Source organism: Pedobacter sp. UYEF25 (assembly GCF_054061655.1).
In genome coordinates this window covers 166,879-192,322 of the sequence record NZ_JBSSEL010000007.1, presented here as the reverse complement: position 1 = coordinate 192,322, position 25,444 = coordinate 166,879, and the positions used below count along the sequence as shown (strand labels likewise).

The window sequence follows — 25,444 nt, the reverse complement described above, 5'->3', positions numbered from 1 at the left end:
TTTTACCGCTGTTAGATGCTATTTATATGACAGGTATTCGGCAGGATAAGTAGAAATGGTTCAATTGTTATTTCTTTAAAACTTCGTACTTGCCCACATTCGCAGGATCTAATGCGCCAAGGAGGTTATAAGCCTTTAATCTTTGTTGCGGATCTAATTTGGATAACACTTGCGCAATTTCATCTGCTTTAGCAGCTAGATAAATATTTGGGAAAATTGATCCTATTTTTTGCTTATCTAATTTTTCCAGGTCTGGCAACACATCGTTAATTGCATTTAGGCCTTCATTACCTCGCGACAATTGATCCAATCCTTTTAAATGATACGTATAGATAAAACTTCTCAAGTCTGAAAAAATTGGATTCAATACATTTTCATTGAACCAAAATCTATTCCGCAAACCGTCTGATGCTTTCCATCCTGCATTACCAGAAACTTGTGCCAAATTGACCGTTTTTTGCGCCTTTTGAAAATAAGGAGTTCCTCCAAATTTAGCGAAACTGTCTTTGTCTAAACCGATTATGGTATACGCGTAATAGGTTAACAGCGCACTTAAATTGGAGGTATAGGTCTGTTCAGAAAAATCTATAGCGGAGCCATCGTTATAACTGAAATCAAAGTTTTTATCATTTATACTTAAAAGAGTGGTGTTATAGGAAGAATTAAAAACAGGTCTACTACTTTGAATTTGTGCTTCAGCCGTGTATCCGGAGCCCCCATCCCAAGAGTTTATGGTTACCACGAAGCTGCAGTTTATCCGTTCTTGAGGTAAATAAAATTCGTTATTAAATTTATTATTATTTAAGAATGTACGGATGGAAGTCTTTAACTCCTCAATTCCGGCCTTATTTAAATTAGATACTCTTGGTGCTAAAATTTGTATGTTAGCGTTTAATTCTTGTGCAAAAACGTTAGAAAAAAAGAACAGCGATAACATCAAAGCAATTATTGTTTTGTTTTTCATAGTCCTGCTAAAATGGTGTTGCAAATATCTCTTGCAACCTCTTTTTTATCTTTTAATTTAAATTCAGATCGAGAAAGGTGTTTGTCAAAAATGGTAACCTTGTTTGTATCACTTTTAAAACCTGCGCCTGCGTCATTTAAGGAATTCAGCACCACAAAATCAAGATTTTTCGTTGTTATTTTCTTCTTTGCATAATTTTCCTCATCGTGGGTTTCCAAAGCAAAACCAACCAGAATCTGGTCAATTGTTTTTTGCTTCCCAAGCGCCTCTAAAATATCTACTGTTCTTTCTAGTTCAAGATTTAAATCATTTCCAGCTTTTTTTATCTTATGTGTAGAAACTGTTTTTGGTCTATAGTCGGCGACAGCCGCACTCATAATCGTAATAGCCGTACCCAAAAAATTCGATAGGCAAGCCTCGAGCATTTCTTGGGCGGATGTGACGTCTATTCTTAAAATTGGTAATTCGGTCTGCATGGCGGTTGGCCCGGTAACAAGTATCACTTCCGCGCCTAAATGATATAATTCCTCTGCCAACGCAAAACCCATTTTTCCTGACGAATGATTTCCAATAAAACGTACAGGATCGATGGCTTCGAAAGTAGGACCAGCCGAAACCAATGCTTTCTTCCCCTTCAGGGGTAAATTATTGGAAAAAAAAGATTCTAAAATAGAAGCCATTTCATCCGGTTCTGCCATGCGTCCTTCTCCAACTAAACCGCTCGCTAGCTCGCCAACACCTGGCGAGATTATCAAGTTTCTATTTGCTTTTAAAATAGCTATGTTTTTTTGAGTGGCTCCATGTTTCCACATGTCAAGATCCATAGCTGGAGCTATGTAGATAGGGCATCTTGCAGAAAGATATACGGCAGCAAGAAGTTCATTACATATTCCATTGGCCAACTCTGCCAGAGTATTTGCAGTAGCGGGAGCGATCAAAATAACATCAGCCCAAAGCCCTAGGGCTACATGATTGTTCCACACGCCAGTTTCGGGATCGAAATATTCCGATAATACAGCGTTTTTAGAAAGTGTTGCTAGCGTGAGTGGGGTGATGAAGTTGCCGCCACTTTTGGTAAGAATTACCTTGACGTTTGCACCTGCCTTTACGAGCAATCTTATTAAAAAAGCCGCTTTATAAGCCGCAATACTTCCGCAAACGCCAAGGATAATATTTTTATTTTTAAGCATAGTATACACCGGCTATTTTGCTAATAGCACAAAGCAGCCAAGAAGTCACACTAAGAGCTTGCGCTACAAAATTTTATTTTTGCTCTCTTGAGGGATTTCTATGGTAGATTTTGTCGTTTAGGAACTCATCAATCGCTACCAATACAGGTTTCGGCATCCGTTCGTAATGTTTGCTAATCTCAATCTGTTCTCTATTTTCGAAAATCTCTTCTAAATTATCATTGCTAGAGGCAAATTCTGCAAGCTTGCCATGCAACTCTTCCTTAACATTATTAGAAATTTGGTTAGCTCTTTTAGCAATTATTACCAAACTTTCATATATATTATCAGTCGTTTTATCTAATTCTCTTACATTTCTGGTAACCGTAGTATTCGGTACAACAGGTTTATTTGTAGTCATGTTTTTAATTATTTTTGATGTCTGTAAGTGTAGTATCTTTCAATCTGCCAGATCTAATAAGCATTTTTTTGTATTTCTCATCCTGTGCGGCATAGTCAGCCATTTGAGCCTTTGCAGTAGATATGCCGTTTTTTATGTCCTGTTTAAGGCCGTTAGCATCCTTTGTAAACTTGCTTTCAGCATGGTTTTCTACAAACTCATCATAAAAGCCAAGTGCTTCGGTATACCTTTCATCTTGCCTATAGACGATGCTGTTTTTTGCATAAAGGTATTGCGCTTCGATAATTAAATAATCCATTTCCTCCGAATATCTAATGTCCGGAAAGTCTCGCTGCGCATTTTTAAACGCAATAACAGCAGCCCGATAATTATCAGGGTTTGACGGACCAGTAGTTAAGTAAAGTTTAGCATTTTCAAAAGCTTTCTCTTCTAGTTTCCCTCGCAAATCAGCTATGTATTTCGATGCGGTTGCTGAACGCTCACTGGTTGGATATAAGTTTATAAATAATTGAAGCGCATCAATCGCCTTGTAAGTGTTTGCCTGGTCCAAGGAAAAAATCGGCGACTCCAAATAGTAACAATAGGCGCCCATAAAACGCGCTTCTTCTGCATTTCTGCTGGAAGGATATGTTTCTGCAAAACTTTTAAATTGATATCTAGCAGTGGTGAAATCTTTTAACCTATATAATGTATAGGCATAGTAATAATTGAGATCTTCTGCTTCAGCGCGACCTCTGTATTTTTGAGATAAATCCTCAAAAAGAATTAAAGCCTTGCTATAATCACCTTTGTTATATAAACGCAATGCTTCTTGGTATTTTTTTCCAACATCGTTACTTGCCTTGAGTTTCTCGAAGCGGCTTTTACACCCAGCTAGCCCCAAACAAGCAATAAAAAACAAAAGGATTAAGTGTTTAGCTTTAAACATCCTGCAAAGATAAAGTAATATTACCATAACATCAATAAAAACAATTGGCCGCTAAGCTAGATATTGCAAGCCATTACACCTATATCGTTAACAACTTTTAACAACTGTCGGATTTTTCTAGCATTTATACGCTTCACATGAATAGCTAGCTTCTACTAATGGTTCCTCATTGCTCTCCAAACGGTTGATTATATAGATAATCAGGAGCGCGTTTGGGAAATTTTAATGATAAGTGCTGAGCCACATTTTTCACTAAAATCTAAGATGGTGGGAGAAAATACCTGTTGAAAACTTTTTTGTGGTAAAAAGTGGTAAAAAGTGGTAAAACTGTTTACTTTTACACTACATATTAAGCGTAAATCCCAAATGACCCAGCTTATAGGAGAATTCGATTGTAGACTTGACGCCAAAGGCCGCCTAATGGTTCCTTCGGTGCTAAAGAAGCAATTGCCTATGGCAGAGCAAGATGGCTTAGTGATAAATAGGGGTTTTGAGAAAAACTTAATTATTTATCCAAAAAATATTTGGGATAGTATTGTGGCTGAGCTCGGAAAGCTAAATATTTACGAATCAAAAAATAGGGCGTTTATCAGGTCTTTCACTAGAGGGGCAACCATCCTTTCTTTAGATGCGACAGGGAGAATATTGCTGCCAAAATCTTTAGCGGATTATGCTGGTTTGGGAACTGAAATCGTGTTGGCTTGCCAACTAGATAGGATTGAGGTGTGGGATAAAAATGCTTATGAGGGGATTTTTGATAATGTTCCCGAAAATTTTGCGAACCTAGCAGAAGAAGTTATGGGTAAAAGAGAAAGGGGAGGCGATGCATAAAAATTACCATGTTCCAGTAATGCTGAATGAGTGTATAGATGGTTTAAATATAAAAGCTGACGGCGTTTATGTGGACGTTACTTTTGGTGGAGGCGGTCATTCCAGAGCAATTTTAGGTCAGTTAGGTACAAACGGAACCTTGATCGCTTTTGACCAAGATGTAGATGCGCAACAAAATTTATTAGTAGATAAACGGTTTCTATTTATCGACCAAAATTTTAGATTTTTAAAAAATAACCTTCGGCTTAAGGGTTTTAAACAGGTTGATGGCATATTGGCCGATCTAGGGGTTTCCTCCCATCAGTTCGATGTGCCAGAGCGTGGTTTTTCCACCCGTTTCGACGCTGAGCTAGATATGAGAATGGACGTAAATGCGCCTTTAACTGCCGGGAAAGTGTTAAATACCTATTCTGAAGAAAAGTTGCATAAGATATTTGGCATGTATGGCGAAGTAAAGAATGCCAAATCTTTAGCCCGCGCTATTGCAACCGCTCGATTAGACCAATCAATTAAAACAATCGATCAATTTAAGGAAGCTATAAAATCATACATCCCGAAAGGAAAAGAACATAAGTATTTGGCGCAGGTTTTCCAAGCATTGCGTATAGAAGTAAATGCAGAAATAACCGCGCTGGAAGATTTTTTATTTCAGGCGGCAGCGGTGTTGAAGCCTGGAGGAAGGCTAGTTGTCATGTCTTACCATAGCTTAGAAGATAGGCCTGTTAAAAATTTTATTGCAAAGGGCAAGTTCAATGGAGAAGTAGAAAAGGACTTTTTTGGCAATCAAAAAAAGCCTTTGACAGCTGTAAATCGTAAGGCAACCATTGCAAACGAAGCGGAAATTGCGCAAAATAGTAGGGCTCGTAGTGCGAAACTAAGAATTGCTGAAAAACTATGAATAAGTTTAGACCCGATATATACGAAGAAGACGAAATAGGACCAGAACCTGTCCTTAAAGCTGCACTCAAGAAAAAGCAAACCGCCGCTGAGAAAATGGATAGCAATTCTTTTTTCAGTCGACTGTTTAATGATGGTCTTGTAACAAAAGAACAAGCTACAAACGCATTGCCTTTTGTATGCTTTCTTGCGCTTCTAGGAATGATATATATCGGTAACAGCCACTTCGCTATGAACAACTTGCGGAAAATAAGTAAGTTAAAAACAGAGGTGAAAGAACTTAATTGGGAGTATAAATCGTTAAAAGCCGATTTAATGTTTAGAAGTAAGCTAACAGAGGTTGCAAAAAGGGTAGATACTTTAGGAATAAAGGAATTAATAGAGCCACCAAAAAAAATAATGGTAAAGAGCGATGAATATTAGGTCAGTAATCCTTCTTAGAGTTTATTTAGCTTTTGGGCTGATTGTAGTATTTGCTTTGGCCGTTTTTCTGCGTTTAAGCCAAGTGCAATATGTGCAAGGCAAAAAATGGAAAGCTATGGCAGATAGTTTGTCGACCAAGTATTTTACCATAGATGCAGTAAGAGGTAATATTTATAGTAATGATGGCAGTTTGCTTGCCACGTCGGTACCGGAGTACGATTTACATATTGATACAAAGGCAGGAGGAATTGCCGATAAGCAATTCTATTACGAGAAGGTAGACTCTTTAGGTATGAAATTATCGGCGTTTTTCAAAGATAAAACCTCTAAAGAGTATTCTCGTATTTTGCGAAAAGGTAGAGAAGGAAATAAGCGGTATTTGTTGCTTCAACGCGATGTTAGTTACTCAGACCTTAAGACTGTGAGAACATTTCCGCTTTTTAATGTAGGAAAATATACAGGCGGTTTAATTGCTATAGAGAAAAATAAGCGTATTCTTCCGTTTAAAAGACTGGCAGCTAGAACGATTGGGTATAAGAATAAAAATGTAAAAAATGGAGTTGGTTTAGAAGGTGCTTATACAGAATACATTAACGGGGAAACTGGTAGGCAATTGAAACAACGAATTGCTGGGGGCGATTATATACCAGTTAATGAGGAAGCGGAAATTGCACCTAAAGATGGAGCAGATATCATTTCAACCATCGATGTAAATATGCAAGACTTGGCTCAAAGTGCACTAGAAAAGCAGTTGGTTAAATCTCAGGCAGATCATGGTACCGTAATCGTAATGGAAGTAGCCACTGGAGAAATACGCGCTATTTCGAATTTTTCGAAAGTGAGCGAAGGCGTCTATACGGAACAGTTCAACTACGCCATTGCGGGTAATCAAGATCCCGGTTCTACTTTTAAACTGGCATCGTATATGGCCCTTTTAGAAGATAACTTAGTAGACACCAACAGTTTGATAGGGACGGGTTACTACCAGATTCCCGGGCACATGATAAAGGATTCCCATCCAAAGATAGAAACAGTTACGGTTAAAAAAGCTTTCGAAGAATCATCTAATGCGGCGGTTGCAAAGCTTATAAATACAAAATATGGTGCAAATCCCTCAAAATTCACCGATCATTTGTATGATTGGGAGCTGAATAAGAAGTTAGGGCTTCAAATACCTGGCGAGGCAAGACCTGTTGTGAAAAATCCAAGTTTTAAAAGTTGGAATAAAAACATGACGCTCCCACAGATGGCGTACGGTTATGAAATGCAGTTGACCCCTTTAAAAATGCTTACACTTTATAACGCAATCGCAAATAATGGAAAAATGATTGCTCCCCTTTTTGTAAAGGAAATAAGAAGGTTGGGCAACCCAATTGAACAGTTTCACGCTAGGGTAATTAATGAAAAAGTTTGTTCTGACGTCACCTTAGATAAAATGAAGAAATTATTAGAGGGGGTGGTTACCGAGGGTAGTGGAAAGAATGTGGTATACAACCCACTTTATAGAATTGCCGGTAAAACGGGTACAGCTCAAGTGGCTGATGGAAACAGAGGCTATAAAGTAAATAAGCAATACCAAGCATCTTTTGTTGGTTATTTCCCCGCAGATAAGCCTAGATATTCAATGATTGTAGTTATCAATGATCCAAAAGGAGCCTATTACGGTGCTTCGGTTTCAGGCCCCGTTTTTCGCGAAGTTGCAGACAGGATTTATGCGAGCGATGTTACCATGTACAATGATGTTCCTACCAGACTCGTTGGGAATACCATCAATCCACCCACAAAAGCGGGTCAGAGTAAAGCAACACAACAGGTGTATCATGCATTTGGTTTTAAGCCGTTGTTTGCTTCCAAATCAGAATACTACAACATAGTTGATACAAGTGCGGGAACAGTTTTCCAAGAAAATAAAGAGCGAAAAGGATTAATGCCTAATGTAGAGGGCATGGGATTAAAAGATGCATTATATCTCTTGGGAAATGCTGGTTTAAAGACTAAAGTATCGGGCTTTGGAAAGGTGATAAGCCAATCCATTCCAGCCGGAACCAAAGTAGGAAATGGGTCGGGTGTTCAAATTCTACTAGAATAGGTAAAGCAAGTTTGTACAATTGAAATATCCAATTAAATATTAAAATTCATTAAATGCAGTTGCAAGAATTACTTTATGGCGTTAGCATAGTACAGTCTGTCGGAAAGACCGATTTAACGATCGACGCCCTAAATTTTGATTCTCGGCTGGTAAGCAAAAATGATGTATTTGTTGCAGTTAAGGGAACAGTAAGCGACGGACATGATTTTATAAATCAAGTGATAGAAAAAGGTGCATCTGTTATCGTTTGCGAGGAATTGCCTGAGGCATTGCCGAACATCACATATATAAAAGTAGCAGATGCATCTTTTGCGTTGGGTATTTTAGCATCGAATTTCTACCAAAACCCTTCGGCAAATCTAAAGTTGATAGGAATCACTGGAACCAACGGAAAAACCACCATCGCCACCATATTATTTAAATTATTTAAAGACTTAGGGTTTAAAGCTGGTCTAATCTCCACTGTAGAAAACTTTGTGCATGATGTAAAAATCGAGGCCACGCATACTACACCAAATCCCTTGGCACTAAACGCCTTGTTAAATGATATGGTAAATACCGGTTGTGAATATTGTTTTATGGAAGTCAGCTCGCATGCAATTGCTCAGAATCGCACAGCAGGTTTAAGCTTTTCGGGCGGTGTGTTTTCTAACATCACGCATGATCACCTAGATTTCCATAAAACGTTTGCAGCATATATTGTAGCAAAGAAAGCTTTTTTTGATTCATTGCCAAAAAGCGCTTTCGCATTGACAAACCTTGATGATAAAAATGGGATGGTGATGCTGCAAAATACCAAGGCGCATAAAAAAACTTATGCGCTCAAGCAAATGGCAGATTTCAAGGCCAGGATAATAGAAAATCAATTTGGAGGTCTTCATCTCGACATCGATCACGAAGATGTTTTCTTTAAACTTGTAGGCACTTTTAACGCTTACAATCTATTGGCCGTTTACGGTACGGCAATGCTTTTAGAGCAAGATAAATTAAGGGTTTTGACCCTATTAAGCCGACTAACAGGCGCCGAAGGGCGATTTGATTACGTGACTGCCGCAAATAAAATTATCGGGATTGTGGATTATGCGCACACGCCAGATGCTCTGCAAAATGTACTTAGTACCATCCATAACATCCGTAAAGGCACAGAAAAAATTATTACGGTGGTAGGCTGCGGAGGCGATAGAGATAAAACAAAACGCCCAATTATGGCGCAAGTTGCCTGCGATTGGAGCGACAAAGTTATCCTGACTTCAGACAATCCACGAAGCGAAAATCCACAGGCCATTTTAGAAGAAATGCAAGTTGGCATTTCCCCTACAAATCAGCGAAAAGCGATCTCGGTTTTAGATCGGAAAGAAGCGATAAAAACGGCGTATATGCTCGCCAATTCTGGCGATATAATTTTAGTTGCCGGAAAGGGACATGAGAAATATCAAGAAATAAATGGAGTTAGAAATCATTTCGACGACAAAGAAATTTTGCTCGAACAATTAAATCTAAACGGCTAATGTTATACTTGCTATTTGAATATTTACACAAACATTATGATGTACCTGGATTACGGTTATTCCAATACATCACTTTTCGCGCGGCAATTTCCATCATTTTGTCTTTAATTATTACCACAGTATTTGGACGGAGACTTATCAATTATCTCCATAAAAAACAAGTTGGAGAAACGGTTAGGAATTTAGGTTTGGAAGGGCAGATGCAAAAGCAGGGTACTCCAACAATGGGAGGTATCATTATTTTGCTAGGCATTTTAATTCCGACCTTATTGTTCGCTAACATTACCAACATATATGTGATCCTAATGATAGTAACTACTGTATGGATGGGTGCAATCGGGTTTTTGGACGATTATATTAAGGTTTTTAAAAAAAATAAGGAAGGACTTGCAGGTAGGTTTAAAGTAGTTGGCCAGATTGGCTTAGGTTTAATAGTCGGCTACACCATGTATGCCAATCCAAATATTGTGGTTAGAGAAACAGTGCAAGACAATGCCAAAGTAACTTCTACTGAGCCGATGGTGTTGCGCCAAAAAGGTTCGGTATTTTACTACACGCAAGATGTAAAATCTACCAAAACCAATATGCCTTTTTACAAGAATAATGAATTCGACTATGCAAAGGTTTTAAAGTTTTTGGGTGGGGATTACCAAAAATATGCTGTTTTAGTTTTTATATTATTTACAGTTTTTATAATTACTGCTGTGTCTAATGGTGCAAACATTACCGATGGCATAGATGGTCTTGCAACTGGCACATCAGCCATAATTGGAACCACGCTCGGTATTTTGGCCTACGTATCGGGCAATACGGTAATAGCGGATTACTTAAATATTATGTATATCCCGAACTCTGGGGAATTGATGATTTTCGCCGGAGCGTTTGTGGGCGCATGCGTTGGGTTTTTATGGTACAATTCCTATCCTGCGCAGGTTTTTATGGGTGATACCGGAAGCTTGGCCATTGGCGGAATCATCGCTTCGTTTGCCATTATGACCAGAAAAGAATTGCTTATTCCAATATTATGTGGGGTGTTCTTAATTGAACTTGTATCCGTAATTATGCAGGTATCCTATTTTAAATACAGCAGGAGGAAATGGGGAGAAGGTCGAAGGATTTTTCTCATGTCGCCACTTCATCATCACTATCAAAAGAAAGGATATCATGAAGCTAAAATCGTAATCCGCTTCTGGATTATCGGAATTTTGCTTGCCATCATCACAGTAGTTACCCTAAAATTAAGATAAAACAATTAAACCCGTAAGCACATCACCTAAAATAAAATAGTTATACAAAAACATGGTCAATCAAAACAATACCTCTTTAAGTCAATCAACGCCATTCGGTGCTGAGCCTGGGCGTATTGTGATTTTGGGAGCTGGCGAGAGCGGAGTAGGCGCAGCAATGTTGGCTAAGAAGATGGGCTTCGAAGTGTTTGTATCTGACGTTGGGAAAATTGCAAATAAGTATGCCGATGAGCTTATCAAGCTAGATATTGCTTTCGAAGCTGAGCAACATACTGAGTCTCTCATTTTAAATGCTAAAGAAGTGATTAAGAGCCCTGGAATACCTACCAAAGCACCGATCATCCAAAAGCTAATCGATAAACAAGTTCCCGTAATTTCTGAAATTGAATTTGCAAAACGATACACCGAAGCAAAAATAATTGGCATTACAGGCTCTAACGGGAAAACCACAACCAGCCTGCTGACTTTCCATATATTAAAAAAAGCAGGATTAAATGTTGCATTGGCAGGAAACATTGGCAATAGTTTTGCCGCTCAAGTCGCAACAGCAGAGGTTGACTGGTACGTGTTGGAACTCTCTAGTTTTATGTTGGATGATATGTACGAGTTTAAGGCAGACATCGCTGTACTCTTAAACATTACGCCCGACCACTTAGACAGATACGATTATAAGCTAGATAATTATGCAGCATCGAAAATGCGCATTATTCAAAATCAAACTTCAACCGATTATTTTGTGTACTGTGCAGATGATCCTGAAACCCTTAAAGTGCTAAAAAATTATCTGCCGAGCGCAAAAATGCTTCCGTTTTCCATAGAACGGCATTTGGACGAAGGCGCTTACTTAGAAAACGAAAACATTAACATCCATATTTCTCCTAATAACCAGTTTATCATGTCTATAATAGATCTCGCCCTACAGGGCAAACACAACCTTTACAACTCTATGGCTTCCGGCATTGTTGCGAAGGTTTTAGAAATTAGAAACGAGGAGATTCGAGAAAGTATGAGCGATTTTAAAAACGTTGCCCATAGGTTAGAGTTCGTTGCGAAAATTTCGGGAATAGACTTTATAAACGATAGCAAGGCCACAAATATAAATTCTACTTGGTATGCACTAGAAAGCATTAACACTGATATTATACTTATAATGGGCGGCGTAGACAAAGGAAACGACTATGAAATGCTGCGTGAGATGGTTAAAAGCAAGGTGAAAGCAATAGTGTGTTTAGGGAAAGATAATCGTAGGATACATGACGCTTTTGAGGATGAGGTGGAAATTATTGTAAACACCTTTTCGGCTTCTGAGGCGGCTCAAATAGCTTATCATTTGGCAAAGCGTGGCGATACAGTACTTCTTTCGCCATCCTGCGCCAGTTTCGATTTATTTAGCAATTACGAAGATCGCGGAAATCAATTTAAGGCGGCTGTTAGAGAACTTTAAAAACTGAAATGATATGTTTCAAGCACTTTTAAATAAAACCAAAGGCGATAGATGGATCTGGCTGATCATCATTTTGCTTTCGCTCATTTCTATTATGGCGGTTTATAGCGCTACGGGTGCGTTGGCTTATCGTAAGAATGAGGCCGTAGAAAAACTATTAATTACCAAGCATTTAATATTTGTGCTATTAGGTATTGCGATGATATATATTGCGCATCTATTAGATTACCGTTATTATGCAGGGATTTCGAAAATATTAATGGTAATTACCATCCCGCTGTTGATCTATACACTTATTTTTGGTGCCAATTTGAATGATGCGTCAAGATGGGTAAAGATCCCTGTTATTGGTTTAACGTTCCAAACTTCAGATTTGGCGAAGCTTGCGCTAATTACTTTCCTGGCGCGGATGCTTACCAAAAAACAAGAGCACATAAAAAATGTAAAAGAGTCCTTTATTCCCATAATGGGTTCTGTTTGTATTGTGTTTGTCTTGATCGCTCTAGCGAATCTATCTACCGCGCTGATGTTGTTTGGCGTAAGTATTTTACTGCTAATTATAGGTAGAATCAGCATAAAACAAATATCAATCGTTTGTGCCGGCGGAGCTGTATTGCTTTTGTTTGTTGTTCTCCTCGGACCAAGGCGTGCAACCTATGCTTCTAGGGTAAATGCATTCCTTCATCCAGAATTGCAAAATTCAGATAAAACGTTTCAGGCAGATCAATCTAAAATAGCATTGGCTACCGGTGGGTTTTTTGGAAAAGGACCTGGGAACAGTACACAGCGAAACTTTCTCCCGCATCCTTATTCGGATTTTATTTTTGCCATTATTATCGAAGAGTGGGGCACACTTGGCGGAATTGTAGTGATGATGCTTTACCTTATTCTACTTTATAGGTGTATCAAAATTGTCACGAAGGCTCCGAAAGCGTTCGGGGCGCTATTGGCTGCCGGACTTAGCTTTAGCCTCACCATTCAGGCTTTTGCAAACATGGCCGTTGCTGTTGGTTTAGGCCCTGTAACGGGTGTACCTCTCCCATTGGTAAGTATGGGCGGTACTTCTATGATTTTTACCAGCGTGGCTTTCGGTATTATTTTAAGTGTAAGTAAAGACATAGAAGAAAACTTGGTAGGCAAAGAACTAGGTGAAAAGACAAAAAATAATAAGGTTATAATAGGAGAAATACCTGCTGTGGCTTAAAAATAGAGTGAACGAGGCTATAACTTCAGACGAAAAAAGTAAACAAAAAATGAATAATTTCCCAAAAATTATCATATCAGGCGGTGGCACAGGCGGGCATATTTTTCCCGCCATAGCCATAGCCAACGCACTCAAGCAGCTGATGCCTGCGTGTGATATTTTATTTGTGGGAGCAAAAGGCCGCATGGAAATGGAAAAGGTTCCGGCAGCTGGATATAAGATATTAGGTTTGAATATTAGTGGGATACAGCGCGGCTCTATATTTAAAAATCTTGGATTGCCATTTAAATTGTTGGGAAGTGTGCGTACATCAATGGGAATTATTCGGGAGTTCAAACCCGATGTAGTGGTGGGAGTTGGTGGGTATGCCTCTGGGCCGTTACTTTATGCGGCTTCTTTAAAAAACGTCCCATATCTCATTCAAGAACAAAACTCCTACGCAGGGATTACCAACAAGTACTTGGGTAACAAAGCGAAGAGAATATGTGTCGCATTTGAAAACATGGACCAATTTTTTCCTACTGAAAAATTGTTGATGACGGGAAATCCTGTCCGCAAGGACGCAGTAGATATTAAAGGGAAGCACTTTGCAGGCGCTGAACTTTTGAAATTAGATCCTCAGAAAAAAATTATATTAATTGTGGGTGGAAGTTTGGGCGCAAGAACACTAAATGCAAGTGTCGAGAAACATATGGATGAACTAATTGCTGAAGATATACAATTGATATGGCAAACAGGGAAGTTTTACTTTAAAGCCATATCAGAAAGAATTGGAAAAGATCTGCATCCGAATTTCAGGGTGTTTGAATTTTTAAATCGGATGGATTTACCTTATGCAGCCGCAGATTTAATTATCAGCAGAGCAGGGGCAGGAACGATTGCAGAACTTTGTTTAGTTAAAAAACCTGTAATTCTAGTTCCGTCACCGAATGTTGCCGAAGACCACCAAACAAAGAATGCCGTGGCTTTGGCAAAAAACAATGCTGCCGTGGTTATCGCAGATCGATCTGCGGAAGATACGCTCATCCCAGAAGCCATTAAGTTGCTAAAAAATAAAACGAAATGCGAGGAATTATCAGCAAACATAGCTAAAATGGCTTTGCCAAACGCAGATGAGACGATTGCCAAAGAAGTACTAAAGCTTGCAAAAAAATAACTTGAAAATTCGATCAGCATGGAATTGGGCAATATTAAACAGGTTTATTTTATAGGTATCGGGGGCATCGGGATGAGCGCGCTTGCCCGATATTTTGCTAACCTAGGCTGTTTAGTGGCCGGTTACGATAAAACGAAAACTAAGCTTACACAAGAGTTGGAGCTGGAGGGTGTTTTTATTGATTACGCGGATGATAAAAACCTGATCCACGGTGTATTCTGTAAACCAAGAGAAGAAACGCTAGTAGTTTACACACCGGCTATCCCAAAAGATTCGCAGATTCTGGCGCACTTTAAGGAAAATGGTTTTGACTTAAAAAAGCGATCAGAGGTTTTAGGTATTATTAGCAAGAGCATGTTTTGCATTGCCATTGCAGGTACACACGGTAAAACTACAACATCTGCTATGGTTGCCCATGTACTAAAAGATACTGGTTATGATTGTACCGCTTTTTTGGGAGGTATTGCAACCAATTACAATAGCAATGTAGTTTATGGCAAAAATAATGTAATGGTCGTAGAAGCAGATGAGTTTGATCGGTCCTTCCTAACGCTTCATCCAAACATCGCCGTGATTACTTCAATGGACGCAGATCATTTGGATATTTATGGAGACAAAACCCATTTGGATGAATCATTTAATTTGTTTGCAACTCAAATAAAGACAGACGGAACACTTTTTTTTCACAGCGGTTTGTCGCTACCAAAAGGTATTTCATATGCTGCAGAAGAAGATGCAGACATTCAAGCAGCGCACATTAGGGTTAGTGAACATAAGTTTATTTTTGACTATAAAGATGGCAAAAACGTAATAAAAGACATCCATTTAATGTTGCCGGGTAAGCATAATGTAGAAAATGCAACTGCGGCTATTGCCATAGCATTAAAACTGGGTATCGATAAGGAAAAAATTAGGAATGCTGTAGCCAATTTTAAAGGGGTAAAAAGGAGGTTTGAGTACTTAGTTAACGATAAAAATCATATTTATATAGACGATTACGCGCATCACCCCGAAGAATTGAGAGCTTGTTTTGCTGCGGTTAGGCGGTTGTATCCCGATAAGAAATTAACTGTTGTTTTCCAACCGCACTTGTTTTCGCGTACTCGAGATTTTGCAGATGATTTTGCCAAAGTTTTAAGCACAGTGGATGAATTGTTTTTACTGGAAATTTATCCGGCCAGGGAAAAACCTATTGAGGGAATTGACTCGACTTTTTTGTTGGATAAAATTCGTTTAGATAGTAAAAAGGTGTGTAGCAAAGATTTTATACTTGAATATGTGAAAAAACTCAAACCCGAACTACTTTTAACCGTTGGCGCCGGTGATATTGATACGCTTAGAGAACCCTTAAAAAACTTAATGCAAGATGCTTAAAAATATAAACTTTAGGGCAATTTTTATCGGTATTGTCTGGCTTCTCAGCCTTGCGGGTTTGGTTGTGCTCTTAAGTTTCATCAATGTAAAAAAGCAGTCTGTAAAATGTAGCAATGTAAAAATTTTAATTCCCGGCGCCGATAATTTCATAGAACGCGATGAAATTGACGCCATTTTAAAACAGAGTGAAGGGATGCTTGTCGGTAGAAATTTAGAACTAATAAACATTCATAAGATAGAGAAACGGCTACAAGCAAATCCATACATCGCATTTGCAAAGGTTTTTGTAGATATGGATGGTACTTTGCACATAGAGGTAAATCAACGTCAACCAATTTTAAGGGTAATAAACGATGTAGGGCAGGATTTCTATATAGATAATAAAGGGTTAAAAATGCCCATTTCATCAAACTTTACTGCCGATGTTTTGGTTGCCACCGGAAATATAAGAGAAGTTTTTGGAAGTCGGGTAGATACATTACGCACCCAACTTGCCAAAGATTTATACGAAACTGCCATGTATATTCAAAAGGATAGTCTTTGGAACGCACAAATGGAGCAGGTATATGTAGATGAAAAAGGAGATATTGAGCTTGTGCCACGTGTTGGCAATCAGCGTATTATTTTGGGTAATGCAGATTCCTTAAGTAAGAAAATGAGCAATCTGTTATTGTTCTATAAAAAAGCGATGCCGCAAGTGGGATGGGATACATACAAGACCATCAATATTAAGTATACGAACCAAATTGTTTGCGTAAAAAGAGATTCGTCTGAGCAACCATTCATTACGCAAAAGCCGGCACACAAGCCCGATAGCATTTTCCTACAGAAGAAAGTGACGGATTCTTTGGTAAGGGATGTAATTGCAGAGGCGATGAAAGCCAAAACTGCCGAAACTAAAAGTTTACCGTCGATTCCAAATCAAGATAAACCGAAGGCAAAATTACAGACGAACGTTCCAACGGTTAGAATGGAAGTAAAAATGATACCGAGCAAGAAAGATCAAAAACCTAAAGCTCAAAATCGATAAGTTTAATTTAAGAAATAACATTTAGGCGAACACATTGCTGCTTGCCAAACTCAACAAAATATAAATATGGATAAGACAAAAGTTACCACCAGCCAGTCGCCCATTGTAGTAGGATTAGATATCGGTACTACAAAAATTTGCGTCATTGTAGGTCGTAGAACACAACACGGTAAAATCGAAATTTTGGGCATCGGCAAGGCAGAGTCGGCGGGTGTAACGCGCGGCGTAGTTAGCAATATCCAAAAAACTGTGCATGGAATTGCGCAGGCGGTAGAGGTGGCAAGTGGCCAGTCTAACGTAGAAATTCAGGTGGTTAATGTGGGCATTGCGGGTCAACACATTAAAAGTTTACAACACCGAGGTATTTTAACTCGTAGGGAACTTAACAACGAAATCAGCAAGAAAGACATTGATAAGTTGATCGATGATATGTTTAAGTTGGTTATGGCTCCTGGTGAAGAAATTATACATGTGTTGCCACAAGAATTTACCATCGATAATGAACCTGGTATAAAAGATCCAATCGGGATGGCGGGTGTGCGATTAGAAGCAAATTTTCACATTATTTCTGGTCAGGTTACGGCAGTTAAAAACATTATGAAATGTGTAGTTAATGCAGGTTTACAGACCCAAGATTTAATTTTAGAACCATTGGCGTCTTCCGAGTCGGTGTTGAGCGATGAAGAAAAAGAAGCAGGCGTTGCTTTGGTTGATATAGGAGGTGGTACCACTGATATTGCAATTTTTCATGAAGGAATCATTAGGCATACAGCCGTTATCCCATTTGGTGGCAATAGCGTAACTGAAGACATTAGAGAGGGGTGCTCTGTAATGCGCAATCAAGCAGAACTGCTTAAAACTCGCTTTGGTTCTGCACTGGCGGAGGAAAACAAAGAAAATGAGATTATTTGCGTTCCAGGTTTGCGCGGACGTGAGCCAAAAGAAATCTCGGTTAAAAACCTCGCTTATGTGATTCAGGCGCGCATGGAGGAAATTATCGAGCATGTTTATTACGAAATAAAATCGTCCGGTTATGAGAAGAAGCTTATTGGCGGCGTTGTAATAACAGGAGGTGGTGCATTGCTTAAACATTTAAGTCAGGCTGTTGAATATGTTACTGGTCTTGATTGCCGTATTGGATATCCAAATGAGCATTTGTCCAAATACGAGGAAATGCCAAAGGCGATTTATGATGATTTAAAAAGCCCTATGTATGCAACGAGTGTTGGTTTATTGATTAAAGGTATTCAAAGGGAAGAAGAACGCATTGCAGAAATGCAGCGGCCGGCAACTACAACGGGAAAGCCAAAACCGGTTGAAAAAGTTAAAAGTGGCGGACTATTCGATAAGCTGCTTGCAAAAACAAAAATATTTATTCAAGATGATATGGACGTAAGCAACGAAGATTATTTAAAAAGCTAAAAATTTTTTCAACAATTAGGTTTTTTTCCACAATGTTAACACTTGTTAAAAACCTATGTTGAAAAAGTGTTAATATTACAAATAGTAATGAAGCGGAAATAAAATTTTTAAACAACTGATTCATAGTATTATGCAATTCGAAATGTTAAAGGATAAGTCATCAATCATCAAGGTTATTGGTGTTGGGGGCGGTGGCGGCAACGCAGTTAACCATATGTACCTCTCAGGTATCAATGGTGTAGATTTTATTATCTGTAATACTGATGCGCAGGCGTTAGAAAGCAGTCCAATTCCAAATAAGGTACAGCTGGGTGCTAGTTTAACAGAAGGTATGGGTGCAGGCTCTATACCGGAAGTTGGTAAAAACTCTGCGATAGAAAATATTGAAGACATTAAAGAAATGCTTGGCAGCACTACGAAAATGCTTTTTATAACTGCAGGAATGGGTGGCGGAACAGGAACAGGAGCGAGTCCGATCATAGCAAAAGCAGCAAAAGAGCTAGATATTTTAACAGTCGCTATCATCACTACTCCGTTTTCTTTTGAGGGAAAACGGAGAAAGCAGCAAGCTGAAGACGGACTAGAAGAATTAAAGAAATATGTAGATTCATATCTAGTCATATCAAATGACAGGTTGCGAGAAATATTCGGAAACCTTACGCTAGGTTCTGCATTTGGACAAGCTGATGATATTTTAACCACGGCCGCAAAAGGTATTGCAGAAATAATAACTGTTGCGGGATACATAAACGTAGATTTTAAAGATGTAAGAACCGTTATGAAAGATAGCGGAGTGGCCATTATGGGTAGTTTCGCTGCTGATGGAGAAAACAGAGCATTGACTGCTGTAGAAGGTGCATTGGCTTCACCATTGTTAAAAGACAACGAGATTGAAGGCGCCCGATACATTCTTTTAAACATTAGTTCGGGTTTACGTGAGGTAACCATGGACGAAGTTTCGATTATTACAAATTTTATCCAAGATAAAGCAGGGCTTTCGGCAGATCTTATTTGGGGTAATTGTTCAGATGAATCTTTAGGAGATCACCTTTCAGTAACTATTATTGCTACTGGCTTCCAAACATCAGAACAACGTGTTAACGAAGAAAAGAGTAAAAAGAAAATTACTGTTTTACTACCTGAAGAAGCTCCATTGGTAAGACCTATTGAACCTGTAAATTCTTTTATCCAGCCAAAGGAGGTGCCGACTTATGAACCAGTTTTAAAAGCCAAAGAAGAAACAGGTCAGCCAGATCTGTTTGGAGGTTTTTTTAGCAAAGCAAAAGTTACTAAAGTTGCAGACAACGAGGAGATTAGGCACATGCTCAAAGAAGAGGAAAAGCCGCAAGAAGACAATGGGCTTGAAATAGATGAATTTGAATTTGAAGTAAAGGTTGCTGAAACACAATATGTATTTGATAAACCCATAGGTAAGCAAGAAGTGGAAGAAGAGCCTGTGCAGCGAATACCCGTTTTAGAAGAACCAGTAGCCGGATTAGATGACGATAAGGACGACGCTTCTATGGAAGAGCAGTTGCGTAAATCTAAAGAGCGTATTATGCGTTTGAAGGATTTAAGCATGAAATTAAGAACGAGCAACGGATTGCAAGAATTAGAAAACGAACCTGCTTATAAGCGCAAGCAAATGCAATTGCAAGAGGTTCAACATTCGTCAGAATCGCAGGTTAGTCGTTTTACGCTAAGTAACGATAAAGATGGCACAACAGAAATTAGGCCCAACAACTCTTTTCTACACGATAACGTAGATTAGATTGTATAGATATTAGGTAAAAGCCTCGGTTAATTCCGAGGCTTTTTTATTAGAAATGGTTTTCTACAGATCATCTCTTGTTGAAGATGGAGCTCAATAAAAAATTAATAATTTGTTCAAACGGTTGTAGCAGAGTGGTATATTTTACACCAACCCGTATAAAATTATTGATAATAAACTAAAAAAGAGGTAAATTTGCCTCGATTTCTACGCATATAAAAAACAGTACATTGGATATATTTGATAAGATAGCAAAGCATATGGGCCCCCTAGGGCAACATCAGAAATGGTCTCACGGATATTTTTCTTTCCCAAAATTAGAAGGAGAAATCGCGCCTCATATGCAGTTTAAGGGAAAGGAACATTTGGTTTGGAGCTTAAACAATTATCTCGGTCTGGCAAATCACCCCGAAGTTAGAAAAGCGGATGAAGAAGCAGCCGCACATTTTGGCATGGCTTACCCGATGGGTGCGCGCATGATGAGTGGTAACTCAAAATATCACGAACAGTTAGAGCAGTTATTAGCAGCTTTTGTAGGTAAGCCCGATGCTTTTTTGTTAAATTATGGTTACCAGGGAATGGTTAGCATTATCGATGCTTTGGTGGATAGAAATGATGTGATTGTTTACGATGCCGAATCTCATGCATGTATTCTCGATGGATTACGGTTGCACATGGGCAAGCGATTTGTTTACAAGCACAACGATATGGAGAGCGCTGAGAAGCAATTGGAACGTGCAACAAAACTGGTAGAAAGTACAGGCGGAGGTATATTAGTAATTACCGAGGGTGTTTTTGGTATGAGCGGAGCGCAGGGAAAAATCAAAGAGCTCATTGCAATGAAATCTAGATTTAACTTTAGACTTTTGGTTGATGACGCTCACGGATTTGGCACCATGGGCAAAACAGGTGCAGGAACACATGAAGAACAAGATTGCATAGATGGCGTAGACGTCTATTTTGGAACCTTTGCAAAATCAATGGCAGGAATCGGTGCTTTTGTCGCTTCAACAGAAGAGATTACCAATTTTTTGCGTTACAACATGCGTTCTCAGACTTTTGCTAAGGCGCTACCCATGCCAATGGTTATAGGTCTTCTAAAACGTTTAGAGCTGTTAAAAAATCATCCAGAATTTAAAGAGAAACTTTGGGAGATCGCTACTACATTACAAAACGGTTTAAAAGAGAGAGGTTTAGATATAGGCATCACAAATTCCGTGGTTACACCTGTAATTTTAAAGGGAGAATTATCAGACGCAACTGCAATTACTTTTGATCTGAGAGAGAATTATGGCATCTTTTGTTCCATCGTAATTTATCCTGTCATTCCTAAAGGTCTAATTATGTTGCGGTTAATTCCAACAGCAATGCATAGTTTAGACGATGTTGAAAGAACGTTAGATGCGTTTGGAGAGGTTTCCGCAAAGCTGAAAGATGGCTATTATAAAGAAAACTTGTTCCAGCCAGCATAGTTTTTTAGGAAATAAATAATTGTGGAGCCTTTTGATTTATCAAGAGGCTTTTTTAATTTGAGAAACTAAGTTTATTTAAGTTTGAACAACAAGTCTGAAAATACAAGTGGAAAAGTTTGAGAAAATAAAAGCACTACTGATCGAAGCAGAAGCTGATGCGAAAAAATTTTACTTATCTAAAAATAGAACTGCGGGAAATCGATTGAGAGTTCACATGCAAAATCTTCGAAACCTTTCGCAAGCGGTTTCTTTTGAAATTGGGAATTTACTTTAAAGGTTAGTTAAAAGCTAATTGAAGTGCAAAGTGCAGATTAAGGAGTTTTGACCAAATACTCGGCTACCGGTTGGTGTCTTTGTATTAAATTAGGATAAAAAAGTACTAACATTCTTGTCTAATTTTAAATATTTTTGAGATGCCAAATACAAAATGCTGCATTTCATTAGCTTGTAGTATTTAATTTTATTTAAATAATCTCTTTAATTTAAGGATTTGCGTATCACAGGCTTTTATCACTCATGAAACGAATGTTAGGTTGTCTTTTTGTCGCGGTGATCTGCGTCTTCTTTTCATGTAAAAAGAACACGCTGTTCCAACGAATTTCCTCAACTCATTCAAATATAACGTTCGAAAATAAAATAATAGAAGACGATAAAGTCAATCCTCTAGACATGATAAATCTTTATCATGGCGGCGGAGTGGGTATTGGCGATTTTAACAATGATGGTTTACAAGATATTTATTTTACCGGCAACCGAGTCTCGAATGAGTTATATCTAAACAAAGGCGATTTTAAATTTGCCAACATCACCAAAGAAGCTGGTGTAGACGGAATGCATAGATGGGGTAGAGGTGTAGCAGTCATAGATATAAATAATGATGGATTGATGGATATCTACATCTGTAACACCACCTCTAATGAAGGAGTCAATCCAACCAATATTTTATATGTTAATCAAGGTTTGGATAAAAATGGGGTTCCTATTTTTAAAGACATGGCTGAACAATATGGGCTCAACATTGGGGGCCAATCTACCATGGCTAATTTTTTCGATTACGACAACGATGGGGATTTGGATATGTACCTCACGGTTAATGAGTCTAATGCGAATCAAAATCCAAATGTGTTCGGCTCGTCGAATTTAAATAAATCTATTCCTAGTGTGGGTCAGTTGTTTCGCAACGATTGGGATGCATCAAAGGGTCATCCAGTTTTTCGTAACGTATCTGAAGCGGCGGGCATCACTTCGCCAGGTTATGGCCTCTCTACCGTTATTGCAGATGTAAATTTAGATGGATGGAAGGACATTAGCGTATCTAACGACTATATTTCCTCAAATATTTTATACATCAACAACCACGATGGCACATTTACAGATCGTTCGAAAGATTATTTTAAACATACCTCGTTCAATGCTATGGGACATGATATTGTAGATCTAAATAACGATGGACTTGCAGATTTCTACGAGTTAGATATGAATCCTGAAGATAATTATAGGAAAAAAATGATGCTTAACGCCAATAGTGATGTGACGTATACTAATTTCGATTATTATCATTCCCAGTATCAGTATGTGCGCAACACCCTGCAATTAAATCAGGGAAATAGCTTGGGCCAATTGGATTCTATTAAACATCCTGTATTTAGTGAAATTGCTTTTTTAAGTGGTGTAGCACAGACAGATTGGAGCTGGAGCCCACTCGTAACGGATTTCGACAACGATGGTTATCGAGACATTATGGTGGCAAATGGCTATCCCAGAGACGTTTCTGACCACGATTTTATTACATATAGAGAGGAAGCCTATTCCGTTTCGACCAAAAGCGAGATGCTTGCGCAGATCCCGAAGATAAAAATTCCAAACTATGGCTTTCACAACAACGGAAATCTCACATTTACAAACGCAACAAAAAGTTGGGGCTTAGATGAACCCACGTTTTCCAACGGCGCAGCTTACGCAGATTTTGATAATGATGGTGCGATGGATCTGGTTGTCAACAATATTAACGATAAAGCATTGCTTTATAGAAACACGGTCAGAGATAAAAGTAAAACAATTTCAAATTTTATAGAAATCACTTTTTCCGGGTCCCAGAAAAATAGGCAGGGACTTGGCGCAATGGTCGAAATTTTTTATGAGGTAAATAAGCACCAGGTTTTTGAGAATAATCCCTACAGAGGTTATGTTTCAACCCAACAAGCAGTCGGCCATTTTGGATTAAACCATGTAAAAATGATAGACTCTGTTGTCGTAAAATGGCCTGAAGGGTTTAAGCAGACGATTGCTCGAGTAAAAACAAATCAGATTTTAAAGGTAAATTTTGCAGACGCCAAAACCCATTATGTATGGCCGCATCCTACTTACGCCCAAAATGCGCTATTTAAGGAAGTGACCGATTCTGTCAAATTTCATTATACACACAAAGAATTTCCTTTTACAGATTTTCAAATACAGAAATTACTTCCGCACAAATTATCTGAATACAGTCCTGCGTTATCTGTTGCAGATGTAAATGGAGATGGGCTTGACGATGTGGTGATCGGTGGAAACGGCCACGATCCAGTGCAGGTATTTTTGCAGCAAAAGAATGGGAGGTTTATTCAAAAAGGACTTGGTCCGCTGGGCATCGTTGCTGTTGACACGCAAGATGCAGGAATGGTACTTTTCGATGCTAATGGCGATGGATTTCCCGATTTGTACATCACCAGCGGAGGTTACCGCGCTGCCGCAAATTCTAGTGCCTATCAAGACAGGCTCTACATAAATGATGGAAAAGGAAATTTCCAGCTAGACGTAAATGCGATTCCCAAAAATTTCACGAGTACCCTCTGTGTTCGCGCGATTGATTTTAACAAGGACGGGAAACTTGATCTTTTTGTATCGGGTAGAGTAGAACCATGGGCTTATCCAAAAGCAGTTTCTAGCATCTTGTTGCGAAATGATAGTGGAAACGGAAGGGTGAAATTTACAGATGTTACAGCGTCATTAGCGCCCGCTTTATTAAATGTTGGGCTCGTTTGTGATGCGCTGTTTACGGATTTCGACAACGACAATTGGCCAGATTTGATATTGGCAGGGGAATGGATGCCAGTTACTTTTCTAAAAAACCAAGGAGGTATATATAAAAATGTGACGAAAAATACAGGTTTAAACGATGACCTCGGCTGGTGGAATTCTATCGTTGCAGGAGATTTTAGACATTCAGGTTTAACGGATTACATCGTTGGAAATACGGGGCTAAATACTATTTTTCAAGTGAGCGATAAATACCCAACCTATATTACCGCCAAGGATTTCGATCACAATGGAAGTTATGCCGCAATACCTTCTGTTTTTTTTCCCGATGCAAAGGGTGTCAAGAGAGAGTTCCCTGTGTTCGGCCGAGAAGATTTGTTAAAGCAAATGATTAGCATGAAAAAGAAGTTTACCAACTATAAATCTTTTGCAAATGCGACCATGCAGGACATTTTCACCCCTCAACAGTTAGATGGTGCTTTGAGGTTAAAAGCAAATAGATTACAATCTTGCTACTTGAAAAATTTGGGAAATGGCAAATTTAACATCATCCCATTGCCAAAAGAAGCTCAGTTCTCTATGTTAAACGGAATGGTAACAGGAGATTTTGATGGGGATGGAAATTTAGATGTGCTGATAAATGGAAACGACTATGGTACCGACGTTTCTACGGGTAGATACGATGCGTTAAATGGTTTAATGCTTAAGGGAGACGGATATGGAAATTTTATGCCTCAGTCTATTTTACAAAGCGGCATTTACTTGCCAGGAAATGGCAAAGCTTTGGCAAGCTTTAAAAGTAGCTCGGGAAAATATATGCTCGCAGCGAGCCAAAATAAAGGAAGTGTTCAGATTTTCCAGCTCAAACACAATATAAAAATGATCCCAGTTCAACCTTTCGATGTTAATGCGTTGATCACCTATAAAAACGGTTCAATTACCAAACAAGAGTTTTATTATGGCTCCAGTTTTCTATCTCAATCTGGTAGATACCTAGAAGTCGGCCCTAATGTGCTTCGTGTCGATGTTACCAATGCCAAAGGCATCGTAAGAAGATTAATTTTACTTAAGTAGTT

The 25,444-nt window shown here is 38.7% G+C and carries 20 protein-coding genes; 16 read left to right on the top strand and 4 right to left on the bottom strand.

Annotated elements, in window-relative coordinates; genetic code table 11:
• Nucleotides 1–67 precede the first annotated feature (67 nt).
• The 4 genes from porD to ACVWYG_RS09085 all read right to left on the bottom strand — a co-directional run bounded on the left by porD (nt 68) and on the right by ACVWYG_RS09085 (nt 3,482).
• On the bottom strand, nt 68–964 hold the full coding sequence (gene porD / locus ACVWYG_RS09100; RefSeq protein ID WP_457269879.1) for a type IX secretion system protein PorD: 897 nt from the start codon (nt 962–964) through the stop codon (nt 68–70).
• Complete coding sequence (coaBC, locus tag ACVWYG_RS09095) at nt 961–2,154, bottom strand: bifunctional phosphopantothenoylcysteine decarboxylase/phosphopantothenate--cysteine ligase CoaBC (protein ID WP_457269878.1); 1,194 nt, start codon at nt 2,152–2,154, stop codon at nt 961–963. Before coaBC ends, porD begins: the two co-directional genes overlap by 4 nt.
• A gap of 73 nt (nt 2,155–2,227) precedes the next feature.
• Nucleotides 2,228–2,554 carry a DNA-directed RNA polymerase subunit omega gene (locus ACVWYG_RS09090; protein WP_457269877.1) on the bottom strand — a complete coding sequence of 109 codons (327 nt, stop codon included), beginning with the start codon at nt 2,552–2,554 and terminating at the stop codon, nt 2,228–2,230.
• Between the two features lie 4 nt (nt 2,555–2,558).
• Entirely contained in the window at nt 2,559–3,482 is a 924-nt protein-coding gene (locus tag ACVWYG_RS09085) for an outer membrane protein assembly factor BamD (protein ID WP_457269876.1), read from the bottom strand.
• Nucleotides 3,483–3,848: 366 nt separating this feature from the next.
• Here ACVWYG_RS09085 and mraZ point away from each other — a divergent pair, with 366 nt between their 5' ends.
• The 16 genes from mraZ to ACVWYG_RS09005 all read left to right on the top strand — a co-directional run bounded on the left by mraZ (nt 3,849) and on the right by ACVWYG_RS09005 (nt 25,442).
• Nucleotides 3,849–4,313, top strand: coding sequence for a division/cell wall cluster transcriptional repressor MraZ (mraZ, locus tag ACVWYG_RS09080; protein WP_457269875.1), 465 nt, complete (start codon nt 3,849–3,851; stop codon nt 4,311–4,313).
• Complete coding sequence (gene rsmH, locus ACVWYG_RS09075) at nt 4,306–5,211, top strand: 16S rRNA (cytosine(1402)-N(4))-methyltransferase RsmH (protein WP_457269874.1); 906 nt, start codon at nt 4,306–4,308, stop codon at nt 5,209–5,211. The genes mraZ and rsmH overlap by 8 nt, the downstream gene beginning before the upstream one ends.
• Complete coding sequence (locus ACVWYG_RS09070; protein WP_457269873.1) at nt 5,208–5,633, top strand: FtsL-like putative cell division protein; 426 nt, start codon at nt 5,208–5,210, stop codon at nt 5,631–5,633. Before rsmH ends, ACVWYG_RS09070 begins: the two co-directional genes overlap by 4 nt.
• Entirely contained in the window at nt 5,623–7,722 is a 2,100-nt protein-coding gene (locus ACVWYG_RS09065) for a penicillin-binding protein (RefSeq protein ID WP_457269872.1), read from the top strand. Before ACVWYG_RS09070 ends, ACVWYG_RS09065 begins: the two co-directional genes overlap by 11 nt.
• 53 nt (nt 7,723–7,775) lie before the next feature.
• On the top strand, nt 7,776–9,230 hold the full coding sequence (locus ACVWYG_RS09060; RefSeq protein ID WP_457269871.1) for a UDP-N-acetylmuramoyl-L-alanyl-D-glutamate--2,6-diaminopimelate ligase: 1,455 nt from the start codon (nt 7,776–7,778) through the stop codon (nt 9,228–9,230).
• The gene (gene mraY / locus ACVWYG_RS09055; RefSeq protein ID WP_457269870.1) at nt 9,230–10,477 is read left to right on the top strand and encodes a phospho-N-acetylmuramoyl-pentapeptide-transferase; all 1,248 of its coding nucleotides are present in this window, start codon (nt 9,230–9,232) and stop codon (nt 10,475–10,477) included. The genes ACVWYG_RS09060 and mraY overlap by 1 nt, the downstream gene beginning before the upstream one ends.
• 52 nt (nt 10,478–10,529) lie before the next feature.
• Nucleotides 10,530–11,921, top strand: coding sequence for a UDP-N-acetylmuramoyl-L-alanine--D-glutamate ligase (gene murD, locus ACVWYG_RS09050; protein WP_457269869.1), 1,392 nt, complete (start codon nt 10,530–10,532; stop codon nt 11,919–11,921).
• Nucleotides 11,922–11,934: 13 nt separating this feature from the next.
• Nucleotides 11,935–13,125: an FtsW/RodA/SpoVE family cell cycle protein gene (locus ACVWYG_RS09045; protein ID WP_457269868.1), complete on the top strand. Its 1,191-nt coding sequence runs from the start codon at nt 11,935–11,937 to the stop codon at nt 13,123–13,125.
• Nucleotides 13,126–13,174: 49 nt separating this feature from the next.
• The gene (gene murG, locus ACVWYG_RS09040) at nt 13,175–14,281 is read left to right on the top strand and encodes an undecaprenyldiphospho-muramoylpentapeptide beta-N-acetylglucosaminyltransferase (protein ID WP_457269867.1); all 1,107 of its coding nucleotides are present in this window, start codon (nt 13,175–13,177) and stop codon (nt 14,279–14,281) included.
• An 18-nt stretch (nt 14,282–14,299) separates the two neighbouring features.
• Complete coding sequence (gene murC / locus ACVWYG_RS09035) at nt 14,300–15,655, top strand: UDP-N-acetylmuramate--L-alanine ligase (protein WP_457269866.1); 1,356 nt, start codon at nt 14,300–14,302, stop codon at nt 15,653–15,655.
• Nucleotides 15,648–16,685 (top strand): cell division protein FtsQ/DivIB, encoded by a 1,038-nt coding sequence (locus tag ACVWYG_RS09030; RefSeq protein WP_457269865.1) that lies wholly within the window; start codon nt 15,648–15,650, stop codon nt 16,683–16,685. The genes murC and ACVWYG_RS09030 overlap by 8 nt, the downstream gene beginning before the upstream one ends.
• Before the next feature lie 66 nt (nt 16,686–16,751).
• On the top strand, nt 16,752–18,107 hold the full coding sequence (ftsA, locus tag ACVWYG_RS09025; protein ID WP_457269864.1) for a cell division protein FtsA: 1,356 nt from the start codon (nt 16,752–16,754) through the stop codon (nt 18,105–18,107).
• A gap of 130 nt (nt 18,108–18,237) precedes the next feature.
• On the top strand, nt 18,238–19,878 hold the full coding sequence (gene ftsZ, locus ACVWYG_RS09020) for a cell division protein FtsZ (RefSeq protein ID WP_457269863.1): 1,641 nt from the start codon (nt 18,238–18,240) through the stop codon (nt 19,876–19,878).
• A 230-nt stretch (nt 19,879–20,108) separates the two neighbouring features.
• The gene (locus tag ACVWYG_RS09015) at nt 20,109–21,350 is read left to right on the top strand and encodes an aminotransferase class I/II-fold pyridoxal phosphate-dependent enzyme (RefSeq protein ID WP_457269862.1); all 1,242 of its coding nucleotides are present in this window, start codon (nt 20,109–20,111) and stop codon (nt 21,348–21,350) included.
• Nucleotides 21,351–21,456: 106 nt separating this feature from the next.
• Entirely contained in the window at nt 21,457–21,624 is a 168-nt protein-coding gene (locus ACVWYG_RS09010; protein WP_457269861.1) for a histone H1, read from the top strand.
• A gap of 395 nt (nt 21,625–22,019) precedes the next feature.
• Nucleotides 22,020–25,442, top strand: coding sequence for a VCBS repeat-containing protein (locus ACVWYG_RS09005; protein WP_457269860.1), 3,423 nt, complete (start codon nt 22,020–22,022; stop codon nt 25,440–25,442).
• Nucleotides 25,443–25,444: the final 2 nt, after the last annotated feature.